Raw genomic sequence first — 21,016 nt, forward strand, 5'->3', positions numbered from 1 at the left:
CGTCAGATCCCGTAGGCCTTGCGCAGCAGGCTGAGCGGATGTTCAGCCGATGGCTTGTCGCCCAGGCCGTGCGCGATATGGCCGCCGGCCATCGGGCAGTCGCTGGTGAAGTGCGCGGGCTCGGCCTGGGCCACGCGGTTTTCCACCGGCCTGGCCAGCTTGCGCGACAGTGCGTAGGTCTTGTGCTTCACGCCGTAGGTGCCGTCGTGGCCGGAGCAGCGCTCGATGGTGACGACCTCGGTGTCCGGCACCAGTTGCAGGATCTCGCGCGTCCTGGGGCCGATCTTCTGCACGCGCTGGTGGCAGGGCACCTGCCAGGCGACCTTGCCCAGCGCGGCCTTGAAGTCGGTGCGCAGCAGGCCGGCCTTGTGGCGTTCGGCGAGGTATTCGAACGGATCGAAGAAGCGCTCGCGCACCAGCGCCACATCGGCGTCGTCGGGGAACATCAGCGGCAGCTCCTGCTTGAACATCAGCACGCAGGACGGGATCGCCGCGGTGAAGTCCCAGCCTTCGCGCGCCATCTTCGCCAGCACCGGGATGTTGCGCTCCTTGTACTTGCGCACGGTGTCGAGGTCGCCCAGCTCCAGCTTGGGCATGCCGCAGCAGCTTTCCTGTTCGACCAGCCGGTTCGGGATCGCGTTGTGCGCGAGCACCGCGGCGAGGTCTTCCACCACGCCCGGTTCGGAGTGGTCGCAGTAGCAGGTGGCGAAGATCGCCAGCTTGCCGCGCGTGCGGCCGGCCGGCTGCGCTTCGCCCGCGCCGTCGAGTTTCTTCAGCCGAGCGCGCGCGGTGGGCGCATGGTATTCGGGCACACGCGCATCCGCGTCCACGCCGAGCGTCTTCTCGAGCAGCTTGCGCGCGGCCTTGTTGCGGTTGGCCGCGTTGACCGCCTGCACCACCACCGGGATCGAGGCGAGCTTGCCCACGGCGCGGGTGTTGGACAGGATTTTCGCGGACAGCGGCGCGCCGTGTTCGCGGAAATCCACCGCCTTGGCGCGCAGCATCAGGTGGGGGAAATCCACGTTCCACGGGTGCGGCGGCGTATACGGACACTTGGTCTGGTAGCAGAGGTCGCACAGGTAGCACTGCTCGACCACTTTCGGATAGTCGGCCTTGTCGACGCCGTCGATCTCCATCGTCTTCGACTCGTCGATCAGGTCGAACAGCGTGGGAAAGGCGTGGCACAGGCTCACGCAGCGGCGGCAGCCGTGGCAGATGTTGAACACGCGCTCCAGCTCCGCGTCGAGCGCGGCCCGGTTCCAGAACGCGGGATCGTCCTGGCCCAGCGGATGGCGTGTGGGTGCCTCGAGATTGCCTTCGCGGTTGCTGTCGACGGGTTCCGACATGATCGCGTCCTTGTCCGGGTGGCCGTGCTCAGACGCCGCCATCCCCGCCTGTGCGGGGATGGCGGACTCGAATGCCAGGCTCAGCCCAGTTCGCCCAACGCCTTGGTGAAGCGGTTGGCGTGCGAGCGTTCGGCCTTGGCGAGGGTCTCGAACCAGTCCGCGACTTCGTCGAAGCCTTCGTCGCGCGCGATCCTGGCCATGCCCGGGTACATGTCGGTGTACTCGTGGGTCTCGCCGGCGATCGCGCTCTTCAGGTTGGCGTGGGTCTCGCCGAACGGCAGGCCGGTGGCCGGGTCGCCGCACTGTTCCAGGTACTCGAGATGGCCGTGCGCATGGCCGGTCTCGCCTTCGGCGGTGGAGCGGAACACGGCGGAAACGTCGTTGTAGCCCTCCACGTCCGCCTTGGCGGCGAAGTAGAGGTAACGGCGGTTGGCCATGGATTCGCCGGCAAACGCGTCTTTCAGACTCTGCTCGGTCTTCGAGCCTTTCAGCTTGCTCATGACATCACCTCGTGGCGTCGGGCTGGGAGGGAAATGCGGGAGCGGCCAGGGAGCATGGGTGGCAGAAACACAAGCGGCTGCGGCTTCGTCGTTTTGGGCATCCTCCGCGTCGGCTTTCGGCCCATGGAACCACCATGGACCTTCAAGTCGCCACGAAACCTGCCTCAAAACGACTCTGCCTCGCCCGCCTGGTTTCTGCCACCCACGCTCCAGAGCGGTCGCGACCATCGGAGACTAGCGCCGCGCCGGCCTTCGTTGAAATTGATTGTACTTATCAGTCCGATCGTTGCCGGCTATTGCGGTGCGGTTTCGCGCGCCCATCCGTCATTGCGACTGGCGCGGTCACGTCGCGCGGGTCGAGCAGGCCCGCCGGCAGGTCGCGGAACACGCCGGCGAGCTGCTTGAGGAAGCCGCCCATAGCCGAGCTCTTGCGCCACAGCATCGCGATGCGCCGGCTGGGCGGGTGGCTGCCGCGGAATTCGATCAGCTGCACGTTCGGCGCCTGCGCCACCGGCGGTTTCACCGCCAGCGTGGGCAGGAGGGTGATGCCGACGTCGGCGGCCACCATCTGGCGCAGCGTTTCCAGGCTGGTGGCGCGGAAGCCGCTTTTCTCGCCCGCACCGGCGAGGTGGCAGACCTCCAGCGCCTGGTCGCGCAGGCAGTGGCCGTCTTCCAGCAGCAGCAGGCTCTGGTCGCCGAGATCGGCCAGCTTCAGCGAGGGGCGCCGCGCCAGCGGATGCGACTGCGGCACGGCGAGCAGGAACGGTTCCTCGAACAGGAATTCCGCGTGCAGGCTGTCCTCGTGCACGGGCAGGGCGAGGATGCCGGCGTCGAGGCGGCCTTCGCGCAGGCGGCGCAGCACCTCCTCGGTCTTCTCCTCTACCAGCAGCAGTTCCAGCCGCGGGAAGCGCTGGCGCACCCGCGGCACCACGTGCGGCAGCAGGTACGGCCCCAGCGTGGGAAAGATGCCCAGGCGCACGGTGCCCGACTCGGGGTCCAGCGTGCGTCGCGCGATGCCCTTGATCTGCTCCACCTCGTTCAGCACGTCGCGCGCGCGGGCGACGATCTCGCGGCCCACGTCGGTGAGCAGCACCTTGCGCGGCGTGCGCTCCACCAGCGCCACGCCCAGCTCTTCTTCCAGCTTCTTGATCTGGGTGGACAAGGTGGGCTGGCTGACGAAGCAGGCTTCCGCCGCGCGGCCGAAATGGCGCTGCTCGGCAAGGGCCACCAGATAGTGCAGGTCACGCAGGTTCATCGCGGCACCTCTCGGCTTCAATAGCCAGAATCGATGGTGATGAGAATAACCATTCCTTGGAGTAATGATAAAAGAAAAGCCGGGAGTCCCGGCTTTTCCTGTTGCAGCCGTCCGTGCGGGTTTACAGCTGGTAGTTGCCGAGCACGGAAACCTTGGCGTACGCAGCCACGCCCACCACACGGATGTAGTAGGTGCCGGCCACCGGCGCCGCGATCACCACCGCCTCGTTGTTGCCCGGCTTCGCCGACTTGTACAGCGCGTCGCTGCCATCGATGGCCGGCGGCGTGTCGGTGGACACGTAGATGGTCACGTCGCCGGTGCCGCCCATGGTGCGCAGGCTGAGATTGCGGGCACCTGCCGGCACGTTGAGCGAGTACAGGGAGGTCGCGCCTGCGCCGCCGCTCTGGCCGCCGAGCAACACGCCGTTGGCGAGCGCCTTGACGGTCTCCACCGGCGCCGGACCGCCGATCGACTTGTTCACCGCGGCCCACGTGTCCACGATGCCGACGCCGATCGGCTTGTCGATGCTGACCGGGAACGGCCGTGCGGTGGTGGTGAGCAGGGTGCGGATCTGCGCCGGGGTCGGCGTGGCCAGGCTCGCACCTTTGGTGGCGCTCAGGATCATGGCGACGACGCCAGCCACGTGCGGCGTGGCCTGCGAAGTGCCGGCCATGCCGCCATAGGCCGCATTGCCGGGCACGCTTGTGCCGTCGTTGATCGTGGACCACACGAAGCCTTGCGGATTGGCGGCCTGGCCGCTGCTGGGGTCGTCGTTCTGGTAGACGCCGCCGCCGGGAGCGGAGATCGTCACCGTGGTTCCGTAGTTGGAGTAGTACGCGCGCTTGCCGGTGATGCCGTTCGAGCCCACGGTGATCACGCCGGGGCAACTGGCGGGCGTGAAGTTCGCCGCGTCGGCATTGCTGTTGCCTGCGGCTGCCACCACGGTGGTGCCGCGGCCGATCGCGTCGGCGATCGCCTTGCCGGTGACGTCGCTGGCGCTGCAGACGCCGGCGCCGCCAAGGCTCATGTTGATCACCTGCGCCGGATTCTGGTTGTCCGGTACGCCGTCGACGTGGCCGCCGGAAGCCCACACGATGGCGTCGGCGATGTCCGAGTTGTAGCCGCCGCAATGGCCGAGCACGCGCACCGGCAGCACCTTCGCATTGTGCGCGATGCCGGCAAGGCCCTGGCCGTTGTCGGTCAGTTCGGCGATCGTGCCGGCCACGTGGGTGCCGTGCCAGTTGCTGGTCGTGGGCGGATGGCTGGCGTCGGTGCACTGGCTCTGCCACGGTTCGGAATTGGTCCAGTTGCCGGTATCCCAGCCGCCGGGCACGCGGCCGTTGGCGTCGCGTCCCGAGACGAAGGCGTCGACGATGAAGTCATAGCCCGCATCGGCCAGCGAGAGGTCCAGGTCCGGATGCTGGGTGATGCCGGTATCGAGCACCGCCACCACGACGCCGTTGCCGTCGGCGAGTTTCCAGGCTTTCTCGACGTCGGCGCCGCCGACGGCGTTGTTGAAGTGCCACTGATTCGAAGCGTAGTAGGGATCGTTCGGGGCGCCGTTCAGCAGTTGGGTCGGAGCGAGCAGCGTCGGCGCCTGGACGTCGCGCACGGCCTGCATCATCGTGTCGACCTCGACATGGGCCACGGCCGGGTCGGCGGCGATCTGCGTCATCAGCGCGCTGGCCTCGCTCTGGCTCAGCTTGCGCGAGGTGTGCACGAGCTCGGAACCCACGGCCAGGTGGCGCTTGTAGCTGACGCCGAGCGGCTGCGCGCCGCGGCTCTGCGTCGAGGCGTGGACGAGGCCGGTGCGGCCGATCGCTGCGCCGAGGTTCTGCACCACGGCGTTGCGGTTGCCGCGTTCCGCGCTGCCGTCACGGTAGGTGATGATGAAACGGTCGTAGCTGGCGTTGGCCTGCGTGGTGCTGAGGTTGACCTTGGGCGTGGGCAGCGGCCCGTTGCTGACGGCGTGGGCGACCGGTAGGGCCAGGGCCAGGGCGGCCGCGAGCGCGCCGAGTTGGATGGAACGGTATGACTTCATGCAATGCTCCCCGCATCGTGGTTCGAGAAAAGGCCGGGTGGCCTGCCTACATCCATGTCCGGCCGGCGTGGTGCGCCAGCCATGGGTGGCCCGCTGCGTGTCGGGTGGAATGGAAGGACGCCGCAGCGACCGGTGAATCCGCGCCCGCGCACCACTCCGTTGCGGAGCGGTGCGCGCGACGCCTTACCAGCCGAAGCTGACGCCGATCGTGCCGCTGGACTCGCCGCCGCCCGCGATGGAGGCGCCGACCAGCACCGCGCCGTTGCCCGGGATGCGTTTCGCATAACCCACGGCGAGCGCGCCCTGGCCGCCGTAGCCGCCGACCGCCGCGCTCACGCGGTTGTCGGTGCCCGGTGCCGCGGCGATCGCGCCGGCCATGCCCGACATCGCGCTGCCCATGGCGCCGACCCGGCTGACCCGGGTGTCCAGGACGCTGAAGCGCGTGTTCACATCGCTCTTGAACGAGTTGTAGTCGGCCGTGCTGACGGTGTTGGCCAGCTTGGTGTCGGTATAGGACTTGGCGGATGACAGGGTCGCCTGGTCGCCGGCATCGGCGTAGGCCTTGGCGTCGACCACCGCCTGCTGCACCTGGCTCACGTTGGCTGCGTCGGTGCCTTGCGTGCCGGCCGCCACGTTGGTGATCTGGCGTTCGCTGCCCCCCGCGCCCACCGATACCGTGTTGGCGCGGTCGGCTACCGAGCCCGCGCCCAGCGCCACCGCGTTGTCCGCGCCGGCCTGCACGCTGGCGCCGGAACCGAGCGCGACGCCGGAGGCGGCATCGTTGCTGGCGTAGGCGCCCACCGTGACCGAATCGGTGGCTGCCGCGGTGGAGCTGGCGCCGGTGCCGATCACGACGCTGTTGTCTGCATCTACCGCGCTGCCATGGCCGATTGCGATGTCGCCGCCGTCCTTCGCCACGCTGCTGTTGCCGATGGCCATGCCGTTGCCGATACCCTCGGGAAGCTTCCACGATCCACCGGTCAGCGATGTCTGCATGCCGTCCAGCCGGCCGCTGAGGCTGCCGATCGCGCCGTCCAGCGCGCCCAGCGCGTCGCCCACGCTGTAGTAGCTGCCGCTCTGCAGGGTGTAGACGGGTCCGAGGAAGCCCGCTGCGCCCATGCTCGCGCCGCCGCCCAGCACCTGGGCGATATCGTCGGCGAGCTTGAACAACTGGCCGCCATTGACCGCTTCCATGCTGGTGGCGCTCAGCATGCCTGCCGTGACGTTGGCCAGCGTGGTGCCGTTGCTGCCGGCCAGCGTGACCTTGGCCTTGCCGGTGTCGTCGTAGGCGACCGCATTCGCGATCTGGCCATCGAGGCCGCCGACCGCATCCTGCAGCTGCTGCACGTTCACCGCGTCGGTGCCCTCGGTGCCGGCGGCAACATTGGCGATCTGGCGGGTGTTGGCGGCGTGGACCACGCCGGCGGTATCGGTCCAGTCGTGCGAGGCGCCGACGGAGACGGTGTTGGCGCGGTCGGCAAGGGAGTTGGCGCCCAGCGAGACGCTGTTCACGGCGTCCTTGGTGACCCAGGCGTTGGAGCCGAGCACGGTGGCGTTCACGGCCTGCGCATAGCTGTTGTAGCCGAGCACGCTGGCACCGTCCTCGGTGGCCCAGGCTTCGTTGCCCACGGCGGTGGATGCCTTGCCGGCGGTCGCGCTCTTCGCGTCCTTGCCGGCCAGCGCATTGAAGCCGACGGCAGTGCCCGCCTCGTCGCTGACGCTGTTGTTGCCGATCGCGATGCCGGTGACGCCGGCCACGGCCTGCACGCCGAAGGCGGCGCCGGCGGTGCCGGCGATGGCTTTCTGGCCGACGGCGGTACCGAGGTTGGTGGCCTGGCTCTCCGCGCCCACGGCGGTGGAGAACAGGCCGCTCGCGAGGGAGCCGCCGCCGAGCGCGGTGGCTTCCCAGGCGGTGGCGGTGGCGGCCATGCCGAAGGCGGAGGTGTTCTGGAAGCCCTTGGCCGTGGCGAACATGCCGACGGCGGTAGCGCCCATGCCGGCGGCGACGGAAGACGGGCCGATGGCGATCGCACCGGAACTCTGGGTCTGGCTGAGGGAGCCCATCGCGATGCTGGAAGGGCCCTGTGCGGAACTGTTCGAGCCGATGGCGATGCTGCTGGCGGCGGTGGCCTGTGCGTTCTCGCCATAGGCGGCGCTGTGGGCGCCCTGGGCGACGCTGCCGTAGCCGGTGGCGGTGGCGAACAGGCCGATGGCGTTGGCGCCGCTGCCGACGGCGGTGGTGCCGGCGGCCATGGCGAAGCTGCCCGAGCCGATGGCGGTGGCGTAGTCGCCCAGCGCCTGGGCGTCGTCGCTGCCGTCACCGTTGCCGTTGGCGGCGAAGTAGTGGCTCGATGCCGATGTCGCATTCGCCACTGCGTCCAACTGCTCCTTGTTCACCGCGTCGGTGGCTTCCGTGCCCGCCGCAACATTGGCGATCTGGCGTTCGGCGCCCACCATGCCCACCGACACGCTGTTCTCGCGAGCGGCGATGCTGCCTGCACCGAGCGCCACGCTGTTCTTCGCGTTGGCGCGGCTGGCGTTGCCGACTGCAGTGCCATTGTCGGCGGTATCCAGCACGCGGCTGTCGTAGCCCACGGCGGTGGCGCCCCTGGCGCGCGCCTGGGCGTTGGAACCGATCGCGCTGGCGGTGGCCGCCAGCGCCTGGGTGTTGGCGCCCAAGGCGGTGGTGTTGGTGTCGGCGGCGTTGGCATTGCTGCCGAAGGCCGAGGCGCTGATCTTGCTGGCCTTGCTGGCGCCGCCCACGGCGGTGGTGCCGTTGCCGGTGGCGGTGGCGCCCTTGCCCACGGCGGTGGCGTTTGCGCCGGTGGCGGTGCCGCTGCCGGTGGCGAAGCTGCCATCAACCGGATTGGCCGTTTCGCTGGGGGTGGCGTCGATGGGGGCGGGTGCTGCGACCGTCTGGGCGCCCGCCGGTTGGTCGACGGTGGCAGCGTGGGCGCTGCCGAGGATGCCGGTCGCCAGGCCCAGCGCGCCGAGCGATGCGCGCAGGCGGCGGGATGCGCGGGCCTTGCCGTTGGCGCGGGCGAATTCGGAGGCGACCACCAGTGCGTTGAGCGACTTGCTCCAGACCTTGCTGTAAATCTTGTTCACGTATTGCTCCCCATCTGATGAGTAATCGCACGACCATGGCGTGGCGCCGCTCAATGCGGACGGCATCACGGCGATGTGCACCCGCATCCCCATGCGTGGCGCGCATCGCGATTGGACGCCTAGACGGCTATGGGCCATGGCGTCGCTTATGGACGAGCATTCGCCAGGTGGCGCGGGCAAGTCACGCACTGTTCCTTGCGCGGTTTCGTGCGTATCGGTGAGCCTCACCGAATCTCACGCTTGATTGCAGCGTCGCCAAATGAGACAAAGCGGGTGGGGATCGCAGAGGTTCGATGGTGAGCAGGCAATTTTCAGGCGGGATCCGCTCAGGGGCGGCACGCACCCTTGTTGCGGATGGGGCCACGCGGCGCGGCGCGTCTGCCGGGGCCGTTTCGTTTCGCACGGCTGGCGCGGCGGCGACAGCCGATCGCCCGTGCGCGAAGCATGGTCCGGGGGCGCGGGCGGCGTGATCAAGTCCGTCCTGGCATCGATCCATCGCTGGCTTGGCGCCGCGCCCATCACCGACCCGGTGGATCGCCGCAATGCGCCCTTCGTGCAGGTGCTGCTGCTGTTCTTCTGCGTCTTCGTGCCGTTGAACAAGGCTCTCTATCTGTGGGCCGTGCTCAGCGGGCGCTGGTACGGGCGCACGGCGCTGGCCTTCGATGCCGCCACCGACCTGCTGATGTGCGTGGCCGCGGGCGTCGCGGTGTGGATGATCCGGCGCGGGCGTTTCCGCCCGGCGGTTTCGCTGTTCCTGGGCACGGCGCTGGTGGCGATGGTGGCCATCTACGCCGTGGTCGACGTGAAGAACGTCTCGGTGGAAGTGTTCCCGATGATGGTGCTGGCGTTGGGCGGCCTGGTGCTGGGCCGCCGCGCGCTGTGGACGATCGCCGCCCTGCAGGTGCTCGGCTACCTGATCTGCCTGGCCAGCAACCTGCTGGGCTTCGTGCCGGAGAAGCGGCCCGCGCTGGTCGCCACGGGCATCATCATCGCCACCACCGGCGCCTACCTGCTGATCGCGATCATCGTCGACCGCACCGTCACCGCATTGCGCGAGGCCCTGGCCGAGTCGATCGCCAAGACGGAGCGGCTGGAACGCGAGATGGCCGAACGCGAACGCGCGCAGCAGCAGCTCGTCCACGCGCAGAAGATGGAAGTGGTCGGCCGCGTCGCCAGCGGCGTGGCGCACGATTTCGACAACGTGCTGAACGTGGTGCTCGGTTACGCGATGCGCCGCGAGCGACTTGCCGATCGCGGCGTGCCGGCCCTGGTCGAGGCCATGGGCGGCGTGGAACTGGCCGCGCGGCGCGCGCTGGCGATCAGCCGCAAGCTGCTGAGCTTCGGCCGGCAGGAAGTGCCGAAGCCGGTGCTGTTCGACGCGGCGCAGGCCTTGCGCGAGCTGCAGCCGATGCTGCGCCAGCTGTTCGAGGCGGATATCCAGGTCGAGGTGCAGGCGGAGGCGCCTGCCTGGGTGCGCATGGATCGAGGCCAGCTGGAACTGGCCCTGATGAACATGGCGGCCAACGCGCGCGACGCGATGCCGGACGGCGGCTGTTTCCACCTGCACGTCCATCTGCTGGACGATGTCGTGGAGCTCGACGTGGAGGACACCGGCCACGGCATGTCGGCGCAGGTGCAGGAGCACATGTTCGAGCCCTTCTACACCACCAAGCCCACGGGCAGCGGCACCGGGCTGGGGCTGGCGGTGGTGCGCGACCTGGTGCAGGCGGCGGGCGGCACGATTGCCGCGCACAGCGTGCCGGGGCGCGGCACCAGCTTCCACATCCGCCTGCCGCGTGCGGGCGATGGCGCGGGTGTCGCGCTGATGCCGGTCAGGGCCGGCTGACGAACAGGTAGCCGAAGCCCCGGGCGGTCAGCAGGGGCAGCTCGCCGGTGCCGGCGTCGAGCGCCTTGCGGCGCAGGCGGTGCACCAGCATTTCCAGGCGGTGCGGATCGAAGTCGTAGACGTCCGAGCACAGCGCGGCGATCAGCGTGTCGCGCGCCACGGGCTGGCCTTCCGCCGCGACGAGCGCCTTGAGCAGCGAGCGTTCGGGAGCGGTCAGCGCGAGCGGGATGCCGCTGGGCGAGGCCAGCCGCCAGCCATCGGTGTCCAGTTGCCATGCTGCCGGGGCAGGAGTGGTGGCTGCCGGCGCCAGGGGCGGGGCGCCGGCGGCGCCCGCCAGCCGCCGGCCCAGGCTGTGCAGGGTGGCGGCCAGCACTTCGATGTCCACGGGCTTGGAGAGGTAGGCGTCCGCGCCCACGCTCAGCGCATGCACCTGGTCGCGCCTGCCGTGGTTGCCGGTCAGCATGACGATGCCCATGGTCGAGATGTCGCGCAGGTGGCGTGCCACGGTGAGGCCGCTCTCGCCGGGCAGGCCGATGTCCAGCACCACGATGTCGAAGGCCCGGGTCAGCATGCTGCGGTACAGGTCGGCGGCGGTGCCGGTGCCGGTGACGTCGAAACCGTAGTCCTGCAGGCCCGGCACCAGGATGCGTTCGCGCAGTTCGGCATCGTCTTCGAGCAGGGCGATGCGGAGTGGCTGCGTGCCGGTACGGACGGTGCTGGGGGGCTGGGACATCGGCGGGTCCGGCGACGAGCTACATATGGTCGGACTATAGCAATTTCCTGCGCCGACCCTGTATGCCCGCGCGCCGAGACGGGAGGGCCAGGGTGGTCTGCGGGCGGCCGGACATGCCTTATGGCACTGTGTGGAAAGTCATGTGCCGCCTAGCGTGGCTGGCTCCTGTACAGATTTCCGGGGAACCGCACATGCATCGCCACATCCGCCCTCTCCTGTTCACCGCCCTGGCCGCCGGCTGCGGGCTGGCGTTTGCCGCCGGCGCCGACCAGGCGCCCCGTGGGCGCCTGCCGTCGTGGGCGGTGCCGCAGTCCTACCGGATCGCGTTCAAGGTGGACCCGGCGCAACAGGATTTCTCGGGCACCACCACGATCAAGGTGAAGCTCGGCCAGGCCTCCGACCACGTGTGGCTGGACGGCGCCGAGCTGAAGGTGTCGAAGGTGACGGTCGCCGACGCCAAGGGTGCGACGCACGACGCGAAATACGTGGACGTGGACCCGAAGGCCGGCGTGGTGCGCGTGGATTTCGGCAGCACGCTGCAACCCGGCGAGATCACGCTGCGGTTCGAATACACCGCGCCGCTCAACGCGCAGTTGCAGGGCCTGTACAAGGTCACCGCGAAGGGCCAGTCCTACGCGATGACGCAGATGGAGCCGATCAGCGCGCGCTTCGCGTTCCCGAGCTTCGACGAGCCCGGCTTCAAGACTCCGTTCGACATTTCCATCACCCTGCCCGAGAAGGACGTGGCGGTGGCGAACACCCAGCAGGTGAGCGAGCAGCCGGCCGGGAAGGGCTGGAAGACGGTGAGCTTCGCGCAGACCCTGCCGCTGCCGACCTACCTCGTGGCCTTCGCCGTCGGCCCGTGGGACATCACCAGGACCTCGGAAATCGCGCCCGACACCTACCGCAGCACGCCGCTGCCGCTGCGCGGCATCGCCGCCGCCGGCGAGGCGCATCGCATGAGCCACGTGATCTCCGAGACGCCGAGCATCATCCACGCGCTGGAGAACTACTACGGCTTCGGTTATCCGTGGGACAAGCTGGACGTGCTCGCCGCGCCCGACTTCTCCGCCGGCGCGATGGAGAACGCGGGCCTGGTCACCTTCCGCGACTGGCTGCTGCTGCTCGACAAGGATTCGCCCGCGCGCAACGTGCGCGGCTCGTTCAACGTCACCGCGCACGAGCTGGCCCACCAGTGGACCGGCGACACCGTGACGCTGGCCTGGTGGAACGACATCTGGCTCAACGAAGCCTTCGCCACCTGGATGCAGCAGAAGGTCACCGAGGAAGTGCATCCCGAATACCGCGCCGACCTCGACCGCATCCATGGCGCGCAGGGTGCGATGGGCAGCGACAGCCTGGTCAGCGCGCGCGAGATCCGCCAGCCGATCACCGGCAACGGCGACATCATGACTGCGTTCGACGGCATCACCTACCAGAAGGGTGCCGCGGTGATCGGCATGTTCGAGAACTACGTGGGCGAGCAGACCTTCCAGAAGGGCATGCGCGCCTACATCCAGGCGCACAAGTTCGGCAACGCCACCGCCGACGACCTGGTCGGCGCAATCGCCACCGCGGCAGGCAAGGGCGATGCATTCAAGCACGCGTTCAAGAGCTTCCTCGACCAGTCCGGCGTGCCCTACGTGCAGACCAGGTTGGCACAGAAGAACGGTCAGGCCGTGCTGGAGCTGAAGCAGAGCCGTTACCTGCCGCTGGGCAGCCGCGGCGACAGCCAGCGCGTCTGGGGCATTCCGGTGTGCGTGCGCTACGGCACTCCCGCCAGCGGCAAGGATGGAGCGCCGTCCAGCAAGGTGGCCTGCGACATGCTCGACAAGGCCTCCGGCTCGGTGGCGCTGCCCGGCGCCAGCAAGCCCACGTGGGTGATGCCGAACGCGAACGCCGCCGGCTACTACCGCTTCAGCCTCGACAAGGGCGAGCTCGCCGCGCTGGAGAAACAGGTCGCCAAACTCGGCGATACCGAGCAGCTCGCCTATGCCGACGCGATCGACGCCAGCTTCAGGCACGGCGACCTCGACGCCGGCCAGGTGCTGGCCGCGCTCAGGCCGCTCACCGAATCGAAGACGCGCCAGGTGTTCACCGCGCCGCTGAGCCAGCTCGAATGGATCTATCACCGCATCGCCAAGACCGACGCCCAGCGCGCGCATATCGCGGACTGGGCGAAGGCCGCCTACCTGCCGAAGCTCGAACAGCTCGGCTACCAGCGCAAGGCCGGCGAGTCGGAGGACGATTCCCTGCTGCGCAGCACGCTCGCCGCTGCGCTCGGCCTCGACTTCAAGCTGCCTGAGGTGCGCGCGGAACTGCTGAAGCAGGGCGAGGCCGCGCTGCAGAAGAACGCCGACGGCCGCCTGAATCTCGCCGCCGCCAACCCCGACCTGCTGGGCGACGCGCTGGGCGTGGCCGTGCAGACTCAGGGCAAGCCGGCGGTGGATGCGCTGATCGCCGAACTGCCGCAGACCAGCGATCCGGCGCTGCGCAACGGCATCCTCGGCGGCCTCGCGAGCGTGGACGATCCCGCGCTCACCGACGAGGTGCGCGACTTCGCGCTGACCAAGCCGGTCAAGGTGGGCGAGATGGCCTCGCTGCTGCGCGCCGGCCGCAATACCCTGGCCCGCCGCGATGCGATGTGGACCTGGTTCAACGGCCACTACACGCAGATCATCAAGCGCACCGGCAGCTTTGCCGGCGGTTTCCTGCCGATGCTGGCCGCAGGCGGCGGCTGCTCGACGGCCGAGGCGCAGCGCCTGCAGGCCTTCTTCAAGCCGCGCGTGGATGATGCCGCCGGCATCGCCCGCGGCCTGGCACAGACCACCGAGTCGATCGAGCTGTGCACGGCGCTGACCGCGAAGCAGGACCCGGCATCGATCACGCGCTGATCGCTTGCGTGCAGGCATGGCGACAGGCCCCGCCTCGGCGGGGCCTGTCGTTTCGGGCGTTCGCGCGTCCGTCCGGCGCGCCGCGATGCAAGCCATTGCCACGGCCGTTGTCGTAGCATGGGCGCCCAATCAACCCACCGACATCGTCTACAGGGGGACGCATGATCGAGTTGGAAATCCAGGCGCTCGCGCTGCAACGCGAGGGCCTGCTCGTCGAGGTTGGCCGTCTGGCCGGTACCTGCGGCTACACGCTGGTGCGACAGCGGCTGGTGCAGGACCCGCACGGAACCCTGCTGTCCATGGTCGTGCGCGGCTCGTGGTTCAAGAAGCGCACGCTGCGTGCCGCGCTGGCCAGTTGCGAACGACTCGTCAGCTTCGAACTCGAACCTGCCGTCGACGGCGAGCCGCGGCCGCATTTCGCCGCCACGCGCCGGATCGACACCGACTACACGCCGCCGCCGGCGCCACCGCCGGAACCCGTTTCCGCCGGGGCGGTGGAGACAGCCGATGCGGATACGCCGGTGGTGGACAAGGGTGACGCGCCGCCGTCGCTGCCACCCGCAGCCGCGGTTGACGCGACCACGCCCGAATCGTTCGAGGAATTCATCGTGGTGCGCCCGCGCCAGCCGTCGCCCGCCCTGCCTGCCGAACCGGCGCCCGAGCCGTTCATCGACGTGCCGGTGCTTCCGGCGGATGTGCCGGCCGTCGACCAGGCGCTTGCCGCGCTGGAGCAGGATTACCCGCGCATCGTGCCGCGCCTGCTGGCGCTGGATCGCGCCGTGCCTGCCGGAGCACGCGAAGCCTCGCTGCAACTGGCAGGGCAGCGCGTCGGTGCATGGCTGTTCGCACGCGAATACGCGCTCGACACCGGGCTGGGCCTGGGGGCGGCGCTCGCTTCCATCGGCGTGCCTGCGCTGCATGCGTTCGCCGAGATCGACCAGCAGGGCGGCCGGCTGCACATCAGGCACAGCCCGTTGTGCGCCGAAAACGACCATTCGGGCTGCAGCTTCTTCGGCGGCTTCCTGGAGGGCCTGCTGGGGCCGGCCATCGCGCCGGGCGGCCTGTCGATCTTTCCCGTCTGCTGCCGCAGCTTCGGCGCCGACGAATGCGTGCTGGCGGTTTCGGAATGAGCCGGTAGCAACGGCAGCCAGGGATGGTCCGATCAATCGACTGGCTTGCCCGTCATTCCAGCCTTCGCCGGGATGACGGGCAAAGTCGGATATTCCCTGGCTGTCGCCCCCCCCCCCCCTCACTTCGGCAAAAGCCACTCCCGGGTCTTCGGGTTGCGACGCGACAAAGCGGCACGCACCGTGCAGATGTATCGCACAGGCCCTTACACTTGACGGACGCGTGACACATGGAGAGAAACGCATGCTTGCTCGACTGACAGGATTGTTGGCCCTCTGGCTGCTGCTGGCCGCGCCCTTGCCGGCGCAGGACGTACCGGCGCCCCTGCGCGACTGGCAAGGCTGGGTGCTGCACGACGTGCCGCAGCATGCCTGCCCGTTCCCCGCCGGCCACGCGCCCGGCGCCGACGGCAGCCAGTGCGCATGGCCCGGCTGGCTTGCGCTGGATGCCGGCAAGGACGGCGCGCGCTTCAGCCTCGATGTGCACGTGGACGCGCCGAGCTGGGTGGCATTGCCGGGCGACGAGCACGCGTGGCCGCAGTCGGTGACGGCGAACAACCAGCCTGCCGTGGTGCTGCAGCACGACGATCGGCCGATGCTGTGGCTGGCGCCCGGCGACTATCAGCTGCGCGGCTCGCTGCCGTGGACGGAACGGCCGTCGCGCCTGCGCGTGCCGGCGGAGATCGGCCTGGTCGCGCTGAGCCTGGACGGCGCGGCGGTGTCGCACGTGGAACGCAACGGCGACGAACTTACGCTGGGCGAAGCCGCCGCCGCGCAACGCACCGCCGATGCCTTGTCGCTGCGCGTCTACCGCGAGCTCGGCGACGGCCTGCCCGCCACGCTGCAGACGCAACTGCAGCTCGACGTGGCCGGCAGCGCGCGCGAGGTCCTGCTCGGGCCGGTCCTGCCTGCAGGCTTCGTTGCCACCGCGCTCGACGGCGACTTGCCGGCGCGGCTGGAAAACGACGGCCGCCTGCGCGTGCAGCTGCGCTCGGGGCATTGGGTGCTGACCCTGCATGCGCGCGCCACCGCGCCGCTGGAAAAGGTGGCGCTCAAGCTGCCCGCCGCGCCCTGGCCGCGCCAGGAAACCTGGAGCTATCGCGACGATCCGGCGCTGCGCGGCAGCCGCGCCGAAGGGCAGGCCGTCGACGCTGCGCAGGCCGGCGTGCCCGGCGACTGGAGCGATCTGCCCGCGTTCGCCTTGAACGACGACACGGGCCTGACCATCGCTGCCGGCGCACGCGGCAACGAGGGCGGCAAGGGCGACCAGATCCGCCTGCGGCGCGAATTGTGGCTGGATTTCGACGGCAGCGGCCTGCGCGCGGCCGACCATCTGCGCGGCGAGCTGCGTCATCATCAGCGGCTGGAGGCGAGCGCGCCGTGGCTGCTTCAGCACGCCAGCGAGGGCGGCAAGCCGTTGCTGGTCAGCAAGGGCGGCGACGGCCGCAGCGGCGTGGAACTGCGCACCAGCAAGCTCGATCTGGACGCCGGCCTGCGCCTGTCCGCACACGGCGGCGCCATCCCCAGTTCCGGCTGGCAGCTGCCGCTGGAGGGCATCGATGCGAACCTGCATCTGCCTTCCGGTTACCGCCTGGTCGCGGCGCCCGGTGCGGATCGCGCGCCGGATACCTGGGTCGCGCAATGGAGCCTGCTCGACCTGTTCGTGCTCGCGCTGGTCGCCTTGCTGGCCGGCCGCCTGCTCGGCTGGCGCTGGGCCCTGCTGGCGGCGCTGTACCTGGCGTTGGGCCGCCATGAAGGCGGTGCACCGTTGTGGACCCTGGCGACAGGACTGCTGCTGGCGCTGCTGCTGCGTGCGTTGCCGGAAGGACGCCTGCGCGTGGTGGTACGCGGCGCCACCCTCGCGCTGTTTGCGTTGGCGGTGCTGTGGGCGCTGCCGTTTGCGGCGCGACAGTTGCAGTACGCCTTGCATCCGTCGTTGGAGGGCGGGACCTTCGCGCAAGGGCTGTATGCCGAAGCGCAACTGCGCCAGCCGTCGAGGCAGGAAGCGCAAGCACAGGAAGAGGAAGCTGATAAGGCAATGCAAGCATCGGCGCCCGCACCTGCGGCTGCTCCCGCCCCGTCGTCGCTGCGTATGAGCGCAGCCAAGCTTGCGAAGCTGGATTCCATCGCCGTCTCGGCCAACGCACTGTCTGGCCCCGGACTCGCCGACTTCGACAGCCGCAGCCCCATCCAGGCCGGCGCCGGTACGCCGAACTGGGATCAGGGCAACAACTACCAGCTCGGCTGGTCCGGCCCGGTGAGCGCGGAGCAGACCACGCGCCTGCTGATCGCACCGCGCTGGCTGGTGCGCCTGCTGCGCGTGGCGATGGTCGCCCTGCTGGCGGCCCTGCTGGCGAAACTGCTCGCCAGCCTGCGTCCGTGGCGCGTTGCCAGGCCTGCCGCGCGTGGTGCCAACGCGGCAGGTGCGCTGCTGCTCGCCATCGCGCTGCTGCCGTCGGTTTCGCACGCACAGAACCTGCCCGACCAGCGCCTGCTGGACCAGTTGAAGGCTCGCCTCACCGAGGCGCCGAAATGCGCGCCGGACTGCGCCGCGGTGGCGCAGGCGCAACTGAAGGCCAGCGGCGACGCGCTGGAAGTGGCGCTGGACGTGAACGCCGGCGCCACCGTGGCGTTGCCGTTGCCGCAGCCCGACGCGGCGCTGCAATGGCTGGATGCCAGCGTGGACGGCCACCCCGCGGTGCTGGCCCGCGACGACGACACCGCCGTGCTTCGCCTCGACCGCGGCGTGCATCGCATCGGCCTGCGCTATCGCATCGGCGCGGCGGACAGCGCCAGCCTGCGTTTCGCCCTGCGCCCGCAACGCGTGGCGTTCAGCGGGCAGGGCTGGTCGCTGGACGGCGTGGATGCCGGACGCATGCTGGGCGACAGCCTCGCGCTGCAGCGCGTGCGCGTCGACGACAACGGCAAGCAGGCGCTGGCCGCCCAGGATTTCCCGCCTTACGTGCGCCTGACCCGCCGCCTGCTGCTGGGCGTGGACTGGCAGGTGGAAAACACCGTCGAGCGCATCGCGCCCGCGGACGGCGGCTTCAGCCTCAGCCTGCCGCTGCTTCCCGGCGAGCATCCGCAGGGCGACGGCGCGCTGGTGAAGAACGGCCGCATCGACATCGCCTTCAACACCGGCAGCCGCCAGGTACGCTGGACCAGCCGGCTCGATCACGCCACCAGGCTCGCGCTCACAGCGCCGGCGCTGGGCGAGCGTGCGGAAGTCTGGGAGGTGGTCGCCGCACCGATGTGGCACGTCGATGCGCAAGGCGTGCCGACCAGCGCCAGCGACGACGGCCTGCGCTTCCAGCCGCTGCCCGGCGAAACGCTGCAACTCGGTTTCAGCCAGCCGGTGGCGATCGACGGCGGCAGTCTCGCGTTCGATGCGGTGGACGTGCAGGCCGACACGGGCGAACGCAGCACCGAAACTACGCTCGCGCTGACCGCGCGCAGCACGCGCGGCGGCGAGCACGCGATCGCGCTGCCGGCAGGCGCGGAGTTGCTGGAGGCGAGCCGCGACGATGCGCCGGTGAACCTTGCCGTGCGCAACGGCAAGCTCGGGCTGCCGCTGCTGCCCGGCTCGCACTACTACCGCATCCGGCTGCGCGTGCCGCAGGGCGTGGCGACGCGCATCGTCACGCCATCGTTCGCGCTGGATGCGCCGGTGGCGAACATCAGCAGCGAACTCCATCTGCCGCAGGACCGCTGGGTGCTATGGACGTGGGGACCGACCACCGGCCCGGCGGTGACGTACTGGTCGCAGCTGGTGGTGTTGCTGCTGGTTGCATGGCTGCTGGCCCGTTATGCGCCCACGCCGCTGCGTTTCCGCCACTGGCTGCTGCTGGGGCTGGGCTTCTCCGCCTTCGCCTGGGGCGCGTTCGCGCTGGTGGTGGCGTGGCTGATCCTCACCGGGTTGCGCGCACGCTGGACGCCGGCGGAAAAGCTACCGGCGATGCGGTTCAACCTCGTGCAGCTCGGACTGGCCCTGCTCACCGTGGTGGCGTTGGCCGTGCTGGTGGCCGCGGTGCCCAAGGGGCTGCTGGGCGTACCCGACATGCACGTGGTCGGCAATGGCTCCCACGCATGGCGCCTGCGCTGGTTCGCCGACCAGGGCAACGGCGTGCTGCCGGTCGGCGGCGTGCTCAGCGTCTCGCTGTGGTTCTACAAGCTGGCCATCCTGGCGTGGGCGCTGTGGCTGGCCTTCACCCTGATCGGCTGGCTGCAGTGGGCGTTCGCCGCATGGACGCACGGCGGCTACTGGCGCAAGCGCGAACCGAAAGCGGGAACCCCGGTGCCGCCCCTGCCGCCCTCGAAGGAGCAGTCGCCGGGTGGCTGATGCGCGCGCCATGCTGAGGGCTGCCGCGAACCGTCTCGGCGAGCGTGCCGATGCCGAGGCGCTGCTGCTGCATGCGCTCGGGCAGTCGCGCGGCTGGCTGTTCGCGCATGCGGACGATGCCGTGGATATGGAGGTCCAGACGGCCTTCGAGGCCCTGGTCGCGCGGCGCGAAGCCGGCGAGCCGGTGGCCTATCTCACCGGTCGCCGCGGTTTCTGGACGCTGGAGCTGGAAGTGACGCCGGCCACGCTGATCCCGCGGCCGGAGACCGAGTTGCTGGTGGAACTGGCGCTGGAACGGCTGACGCGCGATGCGGCGGCAGGCGTGGCCGATCTCGGCACCGGCAGCGGCGCGATCGCGCTGGCGATCGCCAGCGAGTGCCCGCAGGCGCAGGTGCTGGCCACGGACGCGAGCGCGGATGCACTGGCTGTGGCGCGACGCAACGCGCAGCGGCTCGGCGTCGGCAACCTGCGTTTCGCGCAGGGCGACTGGCTGGCGCCGCTGGCGGGCCAGCGGTTCGCGCTGATCGTTTCCAACCCGCCGTACATCGAGGCCGCCGATCCGCATCTCGCGCAGGGCGACCTGCGCTTCGAGCCCGCTTCCGCGCTGGCTTCCGGCGCCGACGGCCTCGACGACATCCGGCGCATCGTCGCCGGCGCACCCGGGCATCTCGACGCCGACGGCTGGCTGCTGTTCGAGCATGGCTGGAACCAGGGCGCAGCCGCGCGTGCGCTGCTGCGCGAGGCAGGCTATGTCCAGGTGTTCACCGCGCAGGATCTGGAAGCGCGCGACCGGGTGAGCGGCGGTCGCTGGGCGATCCCTTGAACGAAGCCGCCCCGCGCAGGCGGGGCGGCTTTGCATGACCAGCGGGCGAACTCAGCTCGCGTGGGCGATGCTGCTGCCGATCGACTGCGGGAAGCGCGCGTGGATCGCGCGGCGGATGCCGGGCAGGTCGAGGCCGGCCATGCTGAGCACTTCCTCGCGACTGCCGTGTTCGAGGTAGGCGTCCGGCAGGCCGAGATGCAGGATGGGTTTCACGATGCCGTGCGCGGCGAGGCATTCGGCCACGGCGGAGCCGGCGCCGCCGGCGACGGCGTTGTCCTCCAGCGTGACGAAGGCGTCGTGGGTCCTGGCCAGTTCGACGATCAGCGCCTCGTCCAGCGGCTTCACGAAGCGCATGTTGACGAGGGTGGCGTCGAGCTCGCCGGCGATCACCGCGGCGGGCGCCAGCATCGCGCCGAAGCTGAGCAGGGCGAGGCCGTGGCCGCGGCGGCGCAGCTCGGCCTTGCCGATCGGCAAGGTATCGAGCTCATGGTGGATGGCGACGCCGGGGCCGGTGCCGCGCGGATAGCGGACGGCGGCGGGGCCGGCGTACTGGAAGCCGGTGCTGAGCATCGTCCGGCATTCGTTCTCGTCGGCCGGCGCCATGATCACCATGTTCGGCAGGCAGCGCAGGAAGCTGAGGTCGAAGCTGCCGGCATGCGTGGCGCCGTCCGGGCCCACCACGCCGGCGCGGTCGATCGCGAAGGTGACGTCGAGGTTCTGCAGCGCCACGTCGTGGATCGCCTGGTCGTAGGCGCGCTGCAGGAAGGTGGAGTAGATCGCCACCACCGGCTTGGCGCCTTCGCAGGCCATGCCCGCGGCCAGCGTCACCGCGTGCTGCTCGGCGATCGCCACGTCGAAGTAGCGCTCGGGGTATTCCTTGGAGAAGCGCACCAGCCCCGAGCCTTCGCGCATCGCGGGCGTGATGCCCAGCAGGCGTTCGTCGGCGGCGGCCTGGTGAAGAAGGGCGCACCCGCCAAACCCACCTACACCGACATCTTCAGCGA

Annotated in this window: 12 protein-coding genes; 5 read left to right on the top strand and 7 right to left on the bottom strand. The window is 69.9% G+C overall.

All coding sequences use genetic code 11. From position 1 onward, the window contains the following. Positions 1-2 precede the first annotated feature (2 nt). From PCA_RS04180 to PCA_RS17510, 5 genes are all read right to left on the bottom strand, one after another. The gene (locus PCA_RS04180; RefSeq protein ID WP_181301293.1) at positions 3-1,346 is read right to left on the bottom strand and encodes a heterodisulfide reductase-related iron-sulfur binding cluster; all 1,344 of its coding nucleotides are present in this window, start codon (positions 1,344-1,346) and stop codon (positions 3-5) included. 80 nt (positions 1,347-1,426) lie between these two features. Beyond that, positions 1,427-1,846 carry a rubrerythrin family protein gene (locus tag PCA_RS04185; RefSeq protein WP_181301295.1) on the bottom strand — a complete coding sequence of 140 codons (420 nt, stop codon included), beginning with the start codon at positions 1,844-1,846 and terminating at the stop codon, positions 1,427-1,429. 274 nt (positions 1,847-2,120) lie between these two features. After that, a complete protein-coding gene (gene oxyR, locus PCA_RS04190; protein ID WP_181301296.1) occupies positions 2,121-3,101 on the bottom strand; it encodes a DNA-binding transcriptional regulator OxyR in 981 nt (326 codons plus the stop codon). 121 nt (positions 3,102-3,222) lie between these two features. Continuing rightward, positions 3,223-5,142 (bottom strand): S8 family peptidase, encoded by a 1,920-nt coding sequence (locus PCA_RS04195; RefSeq protein ID WP_181301298.1) that lies wholly within the window; start codon positions 5,140-5,142, stop codon positions 3,223-3,225. Between the two features lie 183 nt (positions 5,143-5,325). Beyond that, on the bottom strand, positions 5,326-8,250 hold the full coding sequence (locus PCA_RS17510; protein WP_181301300.1) for an ESPR-type extended signal peptide-containing protein: 2,925 nt from the start codon (positions 8,248-8,250) through the stop codon (positions 5,326-5,328). A gap of 466 nt (positions 8,251-8,716) precedes the next feature. Here PCA_RS17510 and PCA_RS17775 point away from each other — a divergent pair, with 466 nt between their 5' ends. Next, entirely contained in the window at positions 8,717-10,096 is a 1,380-nt protein-coding gene (locus tag PCA_RS17775; protein WP_181301302.1) for a HAMP domain-containing sensor histidine kinase, read from the top strand. Here the strand turns inward: PCA_RS17775 and PCA_RS04210 are convergent. Continuing rightward, on the bottom strand, positions 10,083-10,829 hold the full coding sequence (locus tag PCA_RS04210; protein WP_181301304.1) for a response regulator transcription factor: 747 nt from the start codon (positions 10,827-10,829) through the stop codon (positions 10,083-10,085). The genes PCA_RS17775 and PCA_RS04210 overlap by 14 nt on opposite strands. Before the next feature lie 191 nt (positions 10,830-11,020). Between PCA_RS04210 and PCA_RS04215 the strand changes: the two genes are divergently transcribed. The 4 genes from PCA_RS04215 (at position 11,021) to prmC (ending at position 20,012) form a co-directional block, all read left to right on the top strand. Next, on the top strand, positions 11,021-13,723 hold the full coding sequence (locus tag PCA_RS04215; protein WP_181301306.1) for a M1 family metallopeptidase: 2,703 nt from the start codon (positions 11,021-11,023) through the stop codon (positions 13,721-13,723). Positions 13,724-13,884: 161 nt separating this feature from the next. Next, positions 13,885-14,853, top strand: a complete 969-nt coding sequence (locus tag PCA_RS04220; protein ID WP_181301307.1) for a hypothetical protein — start codon at positions 13,885-13,887, stop codon at positions 14,851-14,853. A gap of 241 nt (positions 14,854-15,094) precedes the next feature. After that, a complete protein-coding gene (locus PCA_RS04225; RefSeq protein WP_181301309.1) occupies positions 15,095-19,189 on the top strand; it encodes a hypothetical protein in 4,095 nt (1,364 codons plus the stop codon). A 10-nt stretch (positions 19,190-19,199) separates the two neighbouring features. Then, the gene (gene prmC, locus PCA_RS04230) at positions 19,200-20,012 is read left to right on the top strand and encodes a peptide chain release factor N(5)-glutamine methyltransferase (protein ID WP_181301311.1); all 813 of its coding nucleotides are present in this window, start codon (positions 19,200-19,202) and stop codon (positions 20,010-20,012) included. A gap of 51 nt (positions 20,013-20,063) precedes the next feature. On the opposite strand, the gene PCA_RS17520 is transcribed toward prmC, so the two are convergent. Then, the coding region (locus PCA_RS17520) for a transketolase C-terminal domain-containing protein (RefSeq protein WP_304624772.1) at positions 20,064-21,016 on the bottom strand (953 nt) is incomplete at its 5' end.

The sequence above is a fragment of the Rhodanobacter sp. PCA2 genome, assembly GCF_013620825.1.
In the GTDB taxonomy this organism is placed as follows: Bacteria; Pseudomonadota; Gammaproteobacteria; order Xanthomonadales; family Rhodanobacteraceae; genus Rhodanobacter_A.

What these genes read in the sequence shown, in the direction of transcription:
- PCA_RS04180 (WP_181301293.1), bottom strand. Translation starts at nt 1,346, where the DNA reads ATGTCGGAACCCGTCGACAGCAACCGCGAAGGCAATCTCGAGGCACCC.
- PCA_RS04185 (WP_181301295.1), bottom strand. Translation starts at nt 1,846, where the DNA reads ATGAGCAAGCTGAAAGGCTCGAAGACCGAGCAGAGTCTGAAAGACGCG.
- oxyR (WP_181301296.1), bottom strand. Translation starts at nt 3,101, where the DNA reads ATGAACCTGCGTGACCTGCACTATCTGGTGGCCCTTGCCGAGCAGCGC.
- PCA_RS04195 (WP_181301298.1), bottom strand. Translation starts at nt 5,142, where the DNA reads ATGAAGTCATACCGTTCCATCCAACTCGGCGCGCTCGCGGCCGCCCTG.
- PCA_RS04210 (WP_181301304.1), bottom strand. Translation starts at nt 10,829, where the DNA reads ATGTCCCAGCCCCCCAGCACCGTCCGTACCGGCACGCAGCCACTCCGC.
- PCA_RS04215 (WP_181301306.1), top strand. Translation starts at nt 11,021, where the DNA reads ATGCATCGCCACATCCGCCCTCTCCTGTTCACCGCCCTGGCCGCCGGC.
- PCA_RS04220 (WP_181301307.1), top strand. Translation starts at nt 13,885, where the DNA reads ATGATCGAGTTGGAAATCCAGGCGCTCGCGCTGCAACGCGAGGGCCTG.
- PCA_RS04225 (WP_181301309.1), top strand. Translation starts at nt 15,095, where the DNA reads ATGCTTGCTCGACTGACAGGATTGTTGGCCCTCTGGCTGCTGCTGGCC.
- prmC (WP_181301311.1), top strand. Translation starts at nt 19,200, where the DNA reads ATGCTGAGGGCTGCCGCGAACCGTCTCGGCGAGCGTGCCGATGCCGAG.